16 protein-coding genes are annotated in these 16,414 nt (G+C 37.0%); 2 read left to right on the forward strand and 14 right to left on the reverse strand.

Annotated elements, in window-relative coordinates; all coding sequences use genetic code 11:
* Positions 1–373: 373 nt before the first annotated feature.
* The 13 genes from ACQKNX_RS09030 to nusB form a co-directional block, all read right to left on the reverse strand.
* Positions 374–574 carry a hypothetical protein gene (locus tag ACQKNX_RS09030; RefSeq protein ID WP_402761605.1) on the reverse strand — a complete coding sequence of 67 codons (201 nt, stop codon included), beginning with the start codon at positions 572–574 and terminating at the stop codon, positions 374–376.
* Between the two features lie 176 nt (positions 575–750).
* Positions 751–1,128, reverse strand: coding sequence for a PH domain-containing protein (locus tag ACQKNX_RS09035; RefSeq protein ID WP_401017470.1), 378 nt, complete (start codon positions 1,126–1,128; stop codon positions 751–753).
* Between the two features lie 330 nt (positions 1,129–1,458).
* Complete coding sequence (spo0A, locus tag ACQKNX_RS09040) at positions 1,459–2,250, reverse strand: sporulation transcription factor Spo0A (protein WP_427428601.1); 792 nt, start codon at positions 2,248–2,250, stop codon at positions 1,459–1,461.
* Positions 2,251–2,610: 360 nt separating this feature from the next.
* Positions 2,611–3,558, reverse strand: a complete 948-nt coding sequence (locus ACQKNX_RS09045) for a SpoIVB peptidase S55 domain-containing protein (RefSeq protein WP_427428602.1) — start codon at positions 3,556–3,558, stop codon at positions 2,611–2,613.
* A gap of 127 nt (positions 3,559–3,685) precedes the next feature.
* A complete protein-coding gene (recN, locus tag ACQKNX_RS09050) occupies positions 3,686–5,377 on the reverse strand; it encodes a DNA repair protein RecN (RefSeq protein WP_427428603.1) in 1,692 nt (563 codons plus the stop codon).
* Positions 5,378–5,514: 137 nt separating this feature from the next.
* Positions 5,515–5,964: a transcriptional regulator AhrC/ArgR gene (ahrC, locus tag ACQKNX_RS09055; RefSeq protein WP_173479026.1), complete on the reverse strand. Its 450-nt coding sequence runs from the start codon at positions 5,962–5,964 to the stop codon at positions 5,515–5,517.
* 101 nt (positions 5,965–6,065) lie between these two features.
* Positions 6,066–6,884, reverse strand: a complete 819-nt coding sequence (locus ACQKNX_RS09060) for a TlyA family RNA methyltransferase (RefSeq protein WP_427428604.1) — start codon at positions 6,882–6,884, stop codon at positions 6,066–6,068.
* Positions 6,884–8,785, reverse strand: a complete 1,902-nt coding sequence (gene dxs, locus ACQKNX_RS09065; protein ID WP_427428605.1) for a 1-deoxy-D-xylulose-5-phosphate synthase — start codon at positions 8,783–8,785, stop codon at positions 6,884–6,886. Before dxs ends, ACQKNX_RS09060 begins: the two co-directional genes overlap by 1 nt.
* A 164-nt stretch (positions 8,786–8,949) precedes the next feature.
* Positions 8,950–9,831, reverse strand: coding sequence for a polyprenyl synthetase family protein (locus ACQKNX_RS09070; RefSeq protein WP_427428606.1), 882 nt, complete (start codon positions 9,829–9,831; stop codon positions 8,950–8,952).
* 5 nt (positions 9,832–9,836) lie between these two features.
* Positions 9,837–10,070 carry an exodeoxyribonuclease VII small subunit gene (xseB, locus tag ACQKNX_RS09075; RefSeq protein ID WP_173479030.1) on the reverse strand — a complete coding sequence of 78 codons (234 nt, stop codon included), beginning with the start codon at positions 10,068–10,070 and terminating at the stop codon, positions 9,837–9,839.
* Positions 10,071–10,072: 2 nt separating this feature from the next.
* A complete protein-coding gene (gene xseA, locus ACQKNX_RS09080) occupies positions 10,073–11,425 on the reverse strand; it encodes an exodeoxyribonuclease VII large subunit (protein ID WP_427428607.1) in 1,353 nt (450 codons plus the stop codon).
* A 387-nt stretch (positions 11,426–11,812) separates the two neighbouring features.
* Positions 11,813–12,676, reverse strand: a complete 864-nt coding sequence (folD, locus tag ACQKNX_RS09085) for a bifunctional methylenetetrahydrofolate dehydrogenase/methenyltetrahydrofolate cyclohydrolase FolD (protein WP_427428608.1) — start codon at positions 12,674–12,676, stop codon at positions 11,813–11,815.
* Positions 12,677–12,710: 34 nt separating this feature from the next.
* Positions 12,711–13,091 carry a transcription antitermination factor NusB gene (nusB, locus tag ACQKNX_RS09090; RefSeq protein WP_427428609.1) on the reverse strand — a complete coding sequence of 127 codons (381 nt, stop codon included), beginning with the start codon at positions 13,089–13,091 and terminating at the stop codon, positions 12,711–12,713.
* 504 nt (positions 13,092–13,595) lie between these two features.
* On the opposite strand from nusB, the gene ACQKNX_RS09095 reads away from it, so the two are divergent.
* A complete protein-coding gene (locus tag ACQKNX_RS09095; RefSeq protein ID WP_427428610.1) occupies positions 13,596–14,435 on the forward strand; it encodes a MerR family transcriptional regulator in 840 nt (279 codons plus the stop codon).
* A gap of 237 nt (positions 14,436–14,672) precedes the next feature.
* Positions 14,673–15,842, forward strand: coding sequence for an MFS transporter (locus ACQKNX_RS09100; RefSeq protein ID WP_427428611.1), 1,170 nt, complete (start codon positions 14,673–14,675; stop codon positions 15,840–15,842).
* A gap of 83 nt (positions 15,843–15,925) precedes the next feature.
* Here the strand turns inward: ACQKNX_RS09100 and ACQKNX_RS09105 are convergent, their stop codons facing one another.
* Positions 15,926–16,333: an Asp23/Gls24 family envelope stress response protein gene (locus ACQKNX_RS09105; RefSeq protein WP_340823860.1), complete on the reverse strand. Its 408-nt coding sequence runs from the start codon at positions 16,331–16,333 to the stop codon at positions 15,926–15,928.
* Positions 16,334–16,414: the final 81 nt, after the last annotated feature.

Consider the following 16,414-nt stretch of genomic DNA (forward strand, 5'->3'; position numbering starts at 1 on the left):
ACCTCCTCCTTCCCTCTATATGTAAGTATATACAATCTATTTACATTTGTTTAGAGACAATTGTCACTACTCATAAAGAAAATACCCCTACTTTATCAGTAAGCCTTACATATAGCTCATACATTTTTCCTCTAAAAAATAGACGATATATCCTATAAAAAAACACCTTTTCCTTCATTTCAAAAGTGCAAATGCTTTTAATGCATAAAATTACAGTAGCATTTTAGGTAATCCGCAAAAAAGTAAATGGCTATTTCCACTTAGCTACAATTTTATGTTTTAGGTCTTGCCTACTAAAAAAAACGCCCCCTTCAGAAAGTGGCGTTTGATTTGCAGAGCTATAAATGAAATGTCCATGCTTATAGGGTTTGTTTTATTTATTATCCGGAAAAAAGTCACTAACTAATCGCTTTTGCATAGCTTCAATTCGGTTATCAGAGCCCAGTTGTTCGCGCGTCATATAAAAAATACTAATACGGCCATTCATTTCAAGTCGTACCTCAAATAACTGATCATCTATTTGTGTTAATTCTAATGAATTATGATGGTCTAGTTGAAAGTTTACACTTTTCATTTATATCACCCCGTTAGATTATAAACCATCAATGATATCTCGGTATAATTGCGACCATATTTTATTCGAGCCTTCTCGATAAGCTCCACTAAAAATCTTTGACATTCGCTGGAAACAAGTTAATACAAATAAAGACGATTAACAGCTTAAATACTGTTAACCGTCAAAATTGAATACTATCCTAACACGTATTCCGCTAATACACTTTGAACTTTGTAAATGTTAGTAGATTTATTGAAATTTTTCTGAATAGGTAGCTGACTACCTGAAACCCAAATTTTCAGCTCTGCATCATAATCAAATGTCCCTGCCGTTTCAACTGAAAAATGTAGAATATTTTTATAAGGAATCGAATGATATTCCGTTTTCTTACCAGTTACGCCTTGTTTATCAATTAAAATCAGTCGCTTATTTGTAAAGATAAATGTATCTCTAATAATTTTATAAGCATTTTGAATTGTCTCAGTCGGTATTAAAATCTCTTTCATTTCTTCCTGTAAATTATCCAGATTAATCTCACTTGCATTTCCCATCAATCCATCAAATAGTCCCATTTATATTCCCCTCCACTTATTCAACCTTTATATAGTATATATTACATTTTACTACAATATTACAGACTAAAGTATTAATAGAATCAATCTGATATAGCCAATTATTGAATATTTATAACTTTCCATAAATTTCACACATAACGCCGTTTTCTTTACACTTTATCCATTTACGAGCGTTTTATCTATAAATATACATTTAGACATAAAAAATACGCCCCCTCAAACAGTCGACGCAAACTGTCTAAAAAAGGCGTTACGATTCGCTATATAAGCGTTATCTATAATAGATAGAAGGTTCATTCCCCATTAAGCCAAATGCCCTTAAAACCGTTAGCTCGCCATCATATCAATACGAATCTTGTCCGCAATCATGGCAATGAATTCGCTATTTGTTGGTTTAGACTTTAAATGATGGACTGTGTAGCCAAACATCGACGAAATGGACTCATAATTGCCACGATTCCATGCGACTTCAATGGCATGACGAATTGCACGTTCTACACGTGATGGTGTTGTGTTGAATTTTTTTGCAATTTCAGGATAAAGAATTTTCGTCACAGATCCTAATAACTCGATATCTTCAAACACCATTTGTATAGCTTCACGTAAATAAGAGTAACCTTTAATATGTGCAGGAACTCCGATTTCTTTAATAATAGCTGTAATGGTGCTATCAAGTTGATGCTGATTTAATTTTTGAGGAGTTGTCGGCTGTAATATACTTGACTTTTTCGGTATAGCTGCCTTTTGGCCAGCACAATGTAATATTTTTTGAACGAGCTGATCAAATTCAAACGGCTTTAGCATAAAATATGAAGCCCCTAAATCCACCGCTTGTTTCATGACATCCTCTTGACCAAATGCTGTTAGCATGATGACTTGTATTGAAGACATTCGATCATTTTGATACATCGCCTCTAAAACAGCTAACCCATCTAGATGAGGCATAATAATATCCAGTAATAAAATATCAGGAGAAAACTCTTCAAGCATTTGAAGACATACTTTCCCGTTTGAGGCAGTTGCAATTATTTCAATTTCGGGATGACCTTGAAAATACTGCTCCATTGTTTTTAATAATTCACGATTATCATCTGCTATCGCCACTTTTACCTTTGTCATTTCTATTCCTCCTTCTGGACTTTGCTTTGACTGTTCAAAGCACAAAACCTTTTACCCCTAATGTCTATTTTGACACACTGTGGAATTTTCGACATTTTTGCTTAAAAACCTTTTCTATTTCCAAAAATGAGTATGTAGTCCGATACTTTCTTTTTTTATCGACAAGTTACGATACTTAACAGCAAATTGTCGAATGCGCTTACCACTTATTTTAGTGAAAAAACTGAGATAAAACTACACTTTTTTTTAAGTATCGCTAAAGTGTTCAGTAATAAGCATGAAATACTTCGGGAAAGAGCTAGTTTAACCTATTTTTTCCAAGAAAGAACGAACGGAGCTACCAGAGGCAGCCCCACCCATTCATGATGATTTTCTTAACATTTCAGCCACTGTAATAGCTGCCCCTTTTTTTGGCTCTTCTACAAACATATGTGTGACAGCACCAACGAAACGCCCGTCCTGTATGATTGGACTACCACTCATACCTTGTAAAATTCCACCTGTTTTTTCAATGAGCTTTTCGTCAGAAACAATAAATTCCAGCCGTTCATTTTCTACTTTTGTAATTTCAATGGAAAACGTTTCCACTTTACTGCCTTCAATAGCTGTGTAAATTTCAGCATGTCCCATTTTTATATCTTTTGCATGCATAATTTCGATGGCTTTTGGCAATCTTTGTTGATAACTATCTTCCCAACGGCCAAAAATTCCATAAACCGTATTTTTATCGATACTACCTAATCGTTCCTGATGTTTTTCAATTGAGGATATTTTATAGCCGGGTTGACCAGGTAGGCTTTTACGGATTTGCTGGATGGATGCTAAAAAAATGGAGCCTGCTCTGAAGACAGGTGCTTCTTGAAGAGTTGAATCGACAATTTGATGGCCTAACGCTCCGTAATTTTGTGTCTCTGGATCAATGTATGTCAATGTCCCTACTCCATCTGTTTCATCCTTTAAAAAAGAGATGACATGTTCTGCTTCTTGTTCTTGTAAGTCAACTGTTACTTCTTTTCCTTCACTTTTTATCGTCCATTTTTGTTGCCCTTGTCGAGCAATTGCTTGCTTGGCCTCAGCGAGTGTTTTTACTGCTGTATCATTTATTTTTTCAATAACAGCGCCTCCTTTCATCCATTGATTGGAAGCTAACAACACATCATGAGCAACAAAGACATGTGATAACTGAAGCTGAATTCCAATTGCTTCGCCCATCGGTATTAATTTTTTGGCCGCAAAAGCCTGTATGGGCATAAATAACAAAACGATGAGCATAGGCAAAATGACAAATTGACGCCAACGACGATTCATACGACACCTCCTTTTGAATTTTGTCTTTATACTATGTGTTGTTGTACCGTTCTTATAAGCGGTAAATATTTGCGCAAAATGAAAAAAACCCAGAAACAGTTGACCTGCCTCCGGATTCCTCATAAAATTAACGCATTTGTTTTTTTCGTTCATTAGCCATTTTTAACAATTCTGTCGCATGCTGTAAAGTTAATTCGGTAATTTCTGCACCTGACATCATTCTGCTCACTTCCTCAATACGTGCATGGGTATCAATTTCAGCTAATGATGTAAATGTACGATCATGTTCAACCTCTTTTTTAATAAAGTAATGATGGTCGGCCATTGCTGCCACTTGCGGAAGATGCGAAATACACAACACTTGTGAATTAACAGAAATAGCTGCAATTTTTTCTGCAATTGCTTGCGCCACACGACCACTTACTCCGGTATCCACTTCATCAAAAATAATGGACGTAACACCATTTGAAGAAGAGAAAATCGTTTTTAGTGCTAACATCATACGTGATAGTTCTCCACCAGAAGCAATTTTCGGTAAAGATTTTGGCGGTTCACCGACATTTGTTGAAATATAAAAAACAACTTGATCTTTACCATTTACATCAAAATAATGTAAAACATCAAAATTTACGATAAATTTCGCTTTTTCCATATGTAATTCACGGAGCTCTGCCATAATAGCTTCACTTAAGTCATTTGCTGCTTCTTTTCGAACATGTGAAAGTTCTTCAGCAAGCTCGCCTAATATGACTTCCATCTCAAGTACTTTTCGTTCTTTTACTTGTAAAATTTCATCGCGATTTAAAAGCTCGCTTAGTTCTGCTTTAATTTTTTCGTAATAGGCAATCATTTCCTCGACTGTTGAGCCATATTTACGCTTTAAGTTTTGGAACAGCGCCAGACGTTGCTCTACTTCATTTAACCGTGCTGGATCAAATTCTAGCTCATCTAAAACATTTTTCACTTGATATGCTGCATCCTGCAATGCGTAAAAGGCTGTTGTTACCGACTCAGAAGCCTCTTTAAACTGCTCGTCAATCATCGCAGCATCATCTAGCGCTCCCATGGCTGTACCTATCCAGTCAAGACCCTTTGTTTCACCTTGAATCGCTTCATAAGCAGCACTTGAACGTTCAAAAATTTTATTAAAATTCATAAGACGGCGACGTTCATCAAGAAGCTCATCTTCTTCACCTAGCTTTAAATTTGCATCTTCGAGTTCTTTCATTTGGAACTGATACAAATCAATACGCTGGGCCATTAACTGCTCATCTATAGAAATTGTAGCTAATTCTTTTTTCAATGCACGATATTCGTTATATTGTTTACTGTATTTTTCAAGAATTGGTGTTAGTTGCTCTTCTGCGAATTGATCGAGTAAATGAATATGTTGCTTTTCATCCATAAGTTCTTGGTTTTCATGTTGTCCATGAATATCAATAAGACTTGCTCCAATGTCACGTAAAACTGATAAAGGCACTAATTTGCCATTAACGCGACATACACTTTTGCCAGAATCATTTAAGTCCCGACGCAAAATAATGGAATCTTCTTCTATTTCAATGCCTGCTTCCTCTAGCTTCTTATATACAGGATGTGCAGTACTTGAAATTTGAAATAGCCCACCTAACTCAGCTTTTTTAGCACCATGACGTATAAATTCCGAATTGCCTCTACCACCAGCAAGTAAATGTACCGCATCAATAATTATGGATTTACCAGCACCGGTTTCTCCTGTTAACACAGTTAGACCATCTGAAAAACTAACCGTTAAATCTTCAATGATGGCAAAATTTCGAATACTAAGCTCTCTTAACACAAAATGTCACCTCTGAATTAAATTCAACTGCTATTGAAATTCGGACTAACAGATGCAAAAAGACCCACCCAAACAACAATAACGGGAAAAATCAAGCATCTGGTAGCAATCAAATTCGTTCGATTAAAGTTACAATTTTATAGCATATCTAACAAGCGATTTTTTGTATTTTCTCGTTCACCTTCATCGCGACAAATAATTAAAATTGTATCATCTCCAGAAATTGTGCCTAAAATTTCTGGCCAATCTAAATGATCAAGTAATGAAGCAATTGCATTTGCATTACCCGGAAGTGCTTTCATGACTAAAAAATGCGATGCACCGTCAATGCTCACAAAAGCATCAGCTAGCGCACGATGTAATTTTTGAACTGGATTGAAACGTTGGTCTGCGGGTAAGCTATATTTATAGCGTCCATCCTGCAAAGGCACTTTAACTAAGTGCAGTTCTTTAATATCTCGCGATACGGTTGCTTGTGTCACATTATAGCCCGCATCCTTTAAAAAATCGACTAAATCATCTTGCGTTTCGATTTCATGATTCGCAATAATATCTCGAATACGTATATGTCTTTGTCCTTTATTCATATCGTTCACCTCTTATAAATAGTTAAATATTTGTATAATTACACTACCATCTCCAGCATAAAAGCACAAGAAAAAACACGGCTCTACTTACTGAGCACGTGTTATTTTAGTGCACTATGCGCTTCTTCGACGAGTGCATTAAAAGCTGTATATGGCGGGATAACTTCATCAGCTACTGGATTCACTAGATGGAATAAAAATTCAATATTTCCTTCTCCACCTGTAATCGGAGAATAAGAAGCATCTTTCACCACAAAGCCAACTTTCGTTGCCATAGCAGCTGTTTTTTCTAAAACATCGAGATGTACCTTTTTATCACGGACAATGCCTTTTTTACCTACATTTTCTTTACCTGCTTCAAACTGAGGTTTAACAAGTGCCATTACATCGCCACCTGGCATTAATACCGTTTTTAGTACTGGTAAAATCAATGATAAAGAGATAAAGCTGACATCAATCGTTGCAAACTCTGGTAATCCTTCTGTTAAATCAGCAGCAGTTGTGTAACGAAAATTTGTTTTTTCCATAACCGTTACACGATCATCTGAACGAATTTTCCATGCTAACTGATTGGAACCTACGTCTAGGGCATAACAATGTTTAGCACCATTTTGTAAGGCGCAGTCTGTAAATCCACCTGTAGAAGAGCCGATGTCAAGCATCAGCTTCCCCTCTACAGACATATCAAAAATTTGTAAAGCTTTTTCTAACTTCAAGCCACCACGGCTTACATATTTTAAATCAGAACCTTTTACTTGAAGCGGCGCATCGATTGCGATCTTTTCTCCTGCTTTGTCGATACGTATCTCGTTGGAAAAGACAAGACCTGCCATAATAGATCTTTTTGCCTTTTCACGTGTTTCACATAGACCACGCTCAACAAGTAAAATGTCTACACGTTCTTTCGGTTGTTTTGTCATTATTTGTTTAAACCTACTTGCTGTTTTTGTTGTAGTAGCACTTGCATGCGTGCCACTGTATCTTCTGCTGTCATATGAATTTCTTCAAGCAGTTGGTCTACATTTCCATGCTCGATAAATTGATCAGGTATGCCCATTCGATCGATTATTGCATTTAAATAACTATGGTCATGTGCAAATTCTAATACACCACTACCAAAGCCACCTTGTAATACTGCCTCTTCAATCGTTAGCACTGGCTTATTGCTAGTAAATATGCGATGCAGCATATCCACATCCATTGGCTTAATAAAACGTGCATTCACTACTTCGATTTCTATGCCTTGTTGAGCTAGCATATGTGCTGCTTTCATTGCCATAGGAATGGTTGTACCGAATGTTAAAATGGTAGCTTCTTTCCCCTCACGTAATACTTCCCAGCTTCCAATTGGTAAAGCCATAAGCTCATCATCCAACGGGACACCTATCCCATTTCCACGTGGATAGCGAAGAGCAATCGGACCTCCATTATAATCAATGGCTGTTTTCACCATATGCTGACCTTCATTTTCATCCTTTGGCATCATAATCGTCATGTTTGGAATATGACGAAGGAATGCAATATCAAAGACGCCTTGATGTGTTTCACCATCTGCACCAACTAAGCCGGCACGGTCAATTCCGATAAAAACATTCAAATTTGGACGGGCAATGTCATGAAGTACTTGGTCATAAGCACGTTGTAAAAATGTTGAGTAAATAGCTAAAAACGGCTTCATTTTTTGAGTAGCAAGACCTGCAGACATTGTCGCAGCATGTTGTTCAGCTATGCCCACATCAAAAAAGCGTTTTGGGAAATCTTTTTGAATGCCTTGTAATTTTGAACCAACAGGCATTGCAGGTGTGATTGTCACAACTCGTTCATCTTCATGCGCAATTTTACGCACAGTTTCAGCGATTAAACTACTCCAAGCAGGACCTTTTGTTTCTGATTTTACAAATGCACCAGTCTCCATTTTATATGGACCTGTTCCGTGCCAGTTGCCGATTGTATCGTCTTCAGCTGGTTTGTAGCCTTTACCTTTTTTCGTAATGACATGAACAAGAACTGGACCTTTTACTTTTTTAGCATATGATAATGTTGTTTCAAGCGCTTCAAAGTCGTGCCCATCAATAGGACCTAAATATTTAAAACCTAATTCCTCAAAAAAGACACCAGAAACTACTAAGTATTTCAAACTGTCTTTCACTCGTTCAGCTGTAGAAGCAAGCTTGCCACCTAGAACAGGAATTTTATTGATTAACGATTCTAGCTCTTCTTTTGCTTTTGAATATTCTTTAGCAGTACGTAAACGTCCTAATACGTTGTGTAATGCTCCAACGTTCGGAGCTATGGACATTTCATTATCATTTAAAATGACAATCATATTTGTTTTTGCATGCCCAATATGATTTAAAGCTTCAAGCGCCATACCGCCTGTTAAAGCACCGTCCCCAATAATCGGTATGACGAAGTTTTTTTCGTTTTTTATATCACGTGCTGCTGCCATACCCATGGCTGCTGACAAAGATGTCGAGCTATGACCTGTTTCCCATTCATCATGTTCACTCTCCACAAGCTTTGGAAAACCACAAAGCCCTTTGAACTGACGTAATGTGTCAAATTGACTCGCGCGACCTGTCAAAATTTTATGCACGTAAGCTTGGTGGCCAACATCCCATAAAAACTTATCTTTTGGACTGTCAAACATTTTATGAAGCATAATTGTAAGCTCCACAACGCCTAGGTTCGGTCCGATATGACCACCTGTGACAGAACATTTTTCGATTAAGAAAGTTCGAATCTCTTTTGCAAGCTGTTCAAGCTCTCTCTTATCTAAGTTTTTTAAAAAGGATGGACTAGAAATGTTGTTTAAATCCACCTTTCTCACACACCTTTTCAATAAATTATTCACCGCAATCGTGTTTCCACCATTATAACAGTGTTATCCATATGCTAAAAGTACGAACACTTTTTTGTTTGCCTATTGGCAAACGTCCCCACCTATTCTAGCATATTCTTAGCCTGTAAAGCCCATTTTTTCTCTCAGTTTTTACGATGAACAATATAGGCCGCAAACTCACGCAGTAAGCTAACATCTACTTGTAACTTATCAAGCGCTGCTATTGCGAGCTGATAATGGTCAGCAAGTTTTTCTTTAGCACCCGTTAAGGTTAATAATGCAGGGTATGTGCTTTTATCACTAGCCACATCCTTACCTGCCGTTTTCCCTAATTCCTCCGTTGTTCCTTCTATATCTAAAATATCGTCTTGAATTTGGAAGGCGAGGCCGATGTGATGCGCATATTCCTTTAAAGTAGCTCGATCTTCTTGTGATACATTGGCTAGAACTGCACCTGATTCAATACTAAATCTTAAAAGTGCACCCGTCTTATTGACATGAACATGCTCTAGTTCAGTTAGGTTAAGCTGACGTTGCTCACCTTCCATATCCAATACTTGACCGCCAACCATCCCTTCGGCACCAGCTGCGATGCTTAGAAGATTTACAAGTTCAATTCGTTGCTCTGCAGAAAGCTCCATGCGTGCTAAAATGCCAAAGGCAAGTGTATTTAATGCGTCACCTGCAAGTGTTGCCAGCGCCTCTCCAAATACTTTATGATTGGTCGGTTTGCCACGACGGAAATCATCGTTATCCATGCTTGGTAGGTCATCATGGATTAAAGAATACGTATGAATCATTTCAATAACGGCACCAACTGTAAGCCCTGCTTTTATGTCTTTACCGTATTGTTCTAAAACTGCTAATACAAACAGTGGGCGAATACGCTTGCCTCCTGCTTTTAATGAATATAGCATCGACTCCTTTAAATTGGTCGGTGCATCAATTTTTTCAACAAGTGCAAACATTTCAGCTTCTACTTGTGGTGTGTTGCTTTGAATAAAATGTTTTAATTGTTCGTTCATTTTAACTAGTTCTCTCCCTTTAGCGGATCAAATGCTGTTGTTTCACCTGTCTCTTGGACAATTGAAATTAATTGTTCTTCGGCATGCTGTAGTTTACTATGGCAAAATTGCGAAAGTTCCATGCCCTGTTTATATAAATCAATCGCATTTTCTAATGGTACATCACCTTGCTCTAATTGGCGGACTATTTCTTCAAGTGCCGTCATTGCTTCTGCGAAGGTTTGTTGTTTTTTCGCCATTTCTATTCCTCCTTATTATTTGGCAAGACATTTGTCACTTCGGCAATTACTTTCCCATCGTGGAAGGACAGTGTTAATTGATCCTGCCGCTTTAAGTCAGTTGACGATTTCAACACTTTGTCATCTTTGTAGGCTACTGTAAATCCTCTAGTTAAAATAGCAAGTGGATTTAAAGCTTCAAGTGTTCGCACAGACGCCTCAAATTGTTGTTTTTGCTTTGTTACATATTGTGAAGCTGAACGTGTTAACTGCTGAACGCGGTGTTCCAACTCCCTTTGATGAAAAACAAGTGCTTTTTTTGGTGATTGCTGCTCCACAGCGCTATGCAATTTTTGAAGCTGAGCTTCTTTTTTCAACAAATCAACCTGCATTGCTTTTTGTAAAGTCGTCTCAAGCTGTGCTAATCGTTCTGTAAATGGACGATACAATCTATCTGGCATCGATAAAGGGTAAGATTGCTGTAGCTTATTTAGACGTTGTCGCTCTGTTATGAGTTGCGCCCTTACAATTTGGTGAAGCTGTGATTTTTGCGTCAGTACGCGTTGATATAACTCCTGCTGATCCGGAACAGCCATTTCAGCTGCTGCAGTAGGAGTAGGAGCACGCAAATCTGCCACAAAATCTGCAATCGTCGTATCCGTTTCATGCCCTACTGCGCTAATAATTGGAATCCGACTTTCAAAAATGGCGCGTGCAACAACTTCTTCATTAAACGCCCATAAATCTTCAATAGATCCTCCACCCCGTCCAACTAACAATACGTCACAAAAAGCATCTTGATTTGCACGTTCAATATTTTGTACGATGCTCGGTGCAGCTTGTGCTCCCTGTACAAGTGTTGGATAAATAATAATTTCAGCAAGTGGATAACGGCGTTTTAATGTTGTACAAATATCACGAATGGCAGCGCCAGTAGTGGATGTTAAGACACCTATTTTTTCAGGAAACTTTGGAATTGCCTGTTTCCATTCAGGTTTAAAAAGCCCTTCTTTTTGAAGCTGTTCTTTCAATTGGTTAAAGGCAACAAACAAGCTACCGATACCATCCGGCTGCATTTCCTGCACATATAATTGATATGTACCATAGCCTTCGTAAACGTTTACATCGCCTCTGATAAATACCTGCATGCCATCTTTTGGCTCGAACGCTAATTTTGTTGCTGCGGTTTTAAACATAGTTGCAGCAATACGTGCCCCGTCGTCTTTTAAAGTAAAGTAAATATGCCCAGATTGGTGGATTTTAACATTCGATAACTCACCTTTGACATAAACTTCACGCAGATGTGGATCTGCATCGAATTTTCGTTTAATATATTTTGTTAACGCTTTTACAGTTAAATAAGAAGCTGATGACATAATTTTCGGCTCCTTTACTAAAATCAAGTTTTTCACAAAACTACACTTATCATAACATTTTTTATTGCGCTTGACGTGAGAAAATACAGTTTCACTAGAAAAAACGACTGTCTTTCATACTACTTGAAAACTATACTGTACCATATTTATTCCCATCATGGCGCGTATGAAAGTCGCTAGTATGTGTCGGTTTATCAGCGTGATTTTATTCTATCGGCAATTTCACCTGTTTTACCGGCGATTTGATTCCTTCTATCGGCGATTCAATTCGCTCTAGCGAAATTTTCTCTTATTGAAAACTAGCCAACTATGTACTTTGCAAAAAGAGAGCCACCTCAAAAGTACTGAGATGGCTCTCTAAGCAAACGAAAGATTCTATTCAATTTATTACTTCATTTTATGTGCAAGTTTTATTTCTGCCGCTTGCACTGTGTTGAAGAGTAACATTGTGATTGTCATCGGTCCTACACCGCCTGGAACTGGTGTAATGTGAGATGCAATACCGTCAACCTCTGTAAAGTTTACATCTCCGCAAAGTTTGTTGTTTTCATCACGGTTAATACCGACATCAATAACAACAGCCCCTTCTTTGACATGCTCTTTTGTAATAAAATTAGCACGACCAACCGCTGCAATTAAAATATCCGCTTGTTTTGTGAATGAAGGTAAATCCGGTGTCTTTGAATGTGTATATGTCACTGTTGCATCTTTTTGTAATAATAGTTGGCCCATCGGTTTGCCAACAATATGACTTCTACCAACAATTACTGCATGCTTACCTGCGATTTCAATTCCTGAATATTCAAGAAGCTTCATCACGCCAAACGGTGTACATGGTAAAAATGTTTCCTGGCCAAGCATCATCTTCCCAACGCTTATGGGCGAGAAGCCATCAACGTCTTTTTCAACAGCGATTGTAGCTATAACAATATTCTCATCAATATGTTTTGGCAGTGGTAATTGTACTAAAATCCCATGAATATCTTCACGATTATTTAATAATTCAATTTGCACTAAAAGCTCTTCTTGTGTAGTTTCCTCAGGTAGCTTAATTAGCTCTGAAAACATCCCGATTGCTTCACAAGATTTTTGCTTATTTCTCACATATGTAGCCGAAGCTTGGTTGTCCCCAACTAGAACAACTGCTAAGCCTGGTGTTAATCCTTGCTCTTTTAATCGAGCAACGCGCTCTGCTACTGAATTACGAATTTCTTGACCAATCTCTTTACCATTAATAATTGCACTTGACATAAACCTTAGTTACTCCTTCCAATTCAACACGTTTTTATTGTTCTGTAAATTTAGAAAGTACGCCATTGACAAATTTTGACGATCCATCGTCTCCAAATGTTTTGCATAACTCGATTGCTTCATTAAGTACTACTCTTTTTGGTGTTTCTTGCATGTATAAAAGTTCGTATACAGCTAGTCTTAAAACTGTTCTCTCAATTTTTGGTAGACGGGCAAGTGACCACTTTTCTAGATGCTGCGTTAATACGGCATCAATTTCCTCTAAATGTTCAGCTGTTCCATTTACAATCTTTTCGTAGAAAGCATTAGTTGGTTGACCTATAATATGTTCTTTTGCTTCTTCGACTGTAAGATCAGTATTGTCTAGCTGAAACAAAACTTGCAACGCTTTTTCACGTGCTTCATGTCGTTTCATGTAAAGCTCTCCTTCTTAAGTGGCATTAAGGTTTATAATAGCATAAATTCATACGAGAAACACGAATTCAAGCAAGTTTTCAATAATCTGAAACCTTTTTCAAGCAACTTTCTACTTATTTTTACTTTCAGCTTTATTGATATTTTAAAAAAGAAATGCTACCTTTATTTTTCCTATGATAAATCTATCAATTAGTTATACGGAAAAACGCCATTTAAAGTTCCCCAAAATCGAAGAATATCTTAGATTTCCCGTAATTTTTTCTACATGTCGAAAGCAATCTGCTTAAAATTTAAAACATTGTACCATCTGACTAAACCATTTTAATTTTCAGCCGAAAATATTTAAAACTGTGTCTACATTATTCATCATAATTATTGACTTCCTTATTATTAGATCTTACATAAAATATTGTAATTTGATACAGGAACAAAACGTTTTGTCATCTTCAAAGATCATTAAACTAAAAGCAAATGCAATATTATTCACTAGTGGAGGCCAACTATGAAAGAACATTATTATACTATTGGTGAGGTCGCAAAATTAGCAAATCTCTCTGTGCAGACACTCCGATACTATGACCAAATAGATTTGTTTAAACCTGCTTATACGGATTCCGCTAGCAATTACCGTTACTATAAAGATAGTCAGATTTTTTATTTGGATATAATTAAATCGCTAAAATATATCGGTACTTCGCTTGAGGACATAAAAAAGGCACTAATGCTGACATCTGAAGAGCTACTTGCCTTTTTAGAACAACAAGAGCAACGTTTAGAAGAAAAAATTTCACGACTCAACGAAGTGAAATATACCCTGCTGAAAACGAAAAAACAGATGCAAGAGCAAATTGAAATTCCTATATTCGGAGAGGTCTACACACGTTTTGAGGAAGAAATGCCAATTTTACAGGTCACTACGACTGAACTTACACCAACATCTAGCACCAATACGTACTATGGAACATTAACAAAAATTATTGAAAATGAAGGAAGTGTTTTAAATAGTCGTTATGGATGTATCTATCCGCTCGCTCATTACACAGATGTGAACGATATTATTTATGATGCAATATTTACACCACTATTAACTGAACGAACTTTTTCTAAACTTTCTTCTAATGTAATGCAAACGATTGTTCAGGAAGGCAAATATGCATGTATCGCTTTTATTTATCACCCTGATACATATTTCTCTTTTTATGAAAAGCTTAAAAAATATGTTGATTCACAACAAGCATCATTTGAATCAACTGTTTATGAATTATATATGCCTGCAACAATCTCTTCTGAGCGTGAAAAGAAATTTATTGTCGAATTAAAAATTAGACAAAATGCTTCATAGTAGTTTTTTATTTAGCAATCTTTCTTGCGCTTAAACCCCTCTTTTAACAGGAATTTAATTAATGTACGCGGTATAACTATTTCGTTTTACTTCCACACTAATAGCGCATTGAATATAAATACAAAAATAAAAACAAATCTTTTGACCCTATAGTTACTATAGGGTTTATTGTATTAGATGGAAATCATCTAGTAGATTATCAATCTCATGTATCGTGAACTGTTGAAGGAGAGAAAAATGAACAAGAAACAAGCTTTAACCTTAACTATTTTGTTATCCAATTTATTCATTGCCTTTTTAGGGATAGGATTGGTTATTCCCGTACTGCCAACTATCATGAATGAACTGAATATTACAGGCTCTGTCGTTGGCTATATGGTTGCAGCATTTGCCATTACTCAACTTATTGTATCGCCTATCGCAGGAAGACTAGTCGATCGAGTTGGTCGAAAAGTTATGATTGTTATTGGTCTAATTATTTTCGGACTTTCGGAACTATTATTCGGTATGGGTCGTTCAATTGAAATTTTATTTTTATCACGCATGCTTGGTGGTGTTAGTGCTGCTTTTATCATGCCTGCAGTAACTGCTTTTATCGCTGATATCACTACAATGGCACAGCGTCCAAAGGCACTTGGCTACATGAGTGCAGCCATTAGTACTGGCTTTATTATCGGACCAGGTATCGGTGGATTTTTAGCGGAATACGGTACACGTGTACCCTTTTACGCAGCAGGTGTACTTGGTTTCATAGCAGCACTATTATCATTTACATTTTTAAAAGAACCTACGCGTGCAATGGATGATACAGAAGCTGCACCTTCTATTTTAAGCAGTGCCAAGCGTATTTTTAGCCCTTTGTATTTCATTGCATTTGTGCTTATTTTTGTCCTTTCATTTGGTCTTGCAGCATTCGAATCACTTTTTAGTTTATTCGTCGATCATAAATTTGCATTTACACCGTCAGATATTGCCATTATCATTACCGGAAGTGGTATTATTGGGGCGCTTGCTCAGTTATTATTATTTGATTGGCTTACTAAGAAAATGGGTGAAATCAACGTTATCCGATACTCACTCATACTTTCTGCCGCTCTGACCTTTGCGATGACAATGGTTAGTCATTATTTCGCTATATTATTTGTTACATTCTTTATTTTTGTCGGCTTCGATTTAATCCGACCTGCTGTAACCTCCTATTTATCAAAAATCGCAGGGAATGAGCAAGGCTTTGTCGGAGGCATGAACTCAATGTTCACAAGTCTCGGAAATATTTTTGGACCAATCATTGGCGGCATGTTATTCGACATTGATTTAAACTATCCATATTATTTCGCTACAATCGTCTTAGTTCTCGGTGTTATCCTTGCATTTTTCTGGAAGAAACCAAAAGATATCGCTTTATAACCCGTTTGCGTAGTTATACACAACATAAAAAGGAGTTGCCTACTATGGTGAAATGTTCACCAAGCTGGCAACTCCTTTTTTTCTTAATGAATTACTACTTCCTCTTTTTCGAAGTGAATACCTGTAATATGTACATTCACCTCTGCTGTTTCAAGTGCAGTCATATTTAAAATTGCTTGGCGAATTTGCGTTTGTACATCCTTTGCTACTTTCGGAATCGAATAGCCATATTTTACAGAACAAAATACATCAATTGCGATTTCACCATGTTCTGTGACCCCTGATTTAATGCCTTTATTGTGTACTTTCTTGCCGAAGCGTTCAACGACGCCTGTTGCAATATTGCCACGAGTTGCTGCGATACCCTCTACCTCGTTAACCGCGATTCCAGCTACAATTTCGATTACTTCTGCAGCTACTTCAATTTTCCCAAGCTCTTCTTTACCAGAAGGTGTTGGTTGTACGAAAGATTGTCCTACTTTCTCTGCCATACAATATCATCCTTTCCACTACGCATCGCAAGCAAATGCTGTTGTTACGCTTATTATACTATAAAAAGGAAGGTTTGGCTT

Origin of the sequence: Lysinibacillus sp. NPDC093712 (assembly GCF_050280025.1) — a bacterium.
Classification (GTDB): Bacteria; Bacillota; Bacilli; order Bacillales_A; family Planococcaceae; genus Lysinibacillus.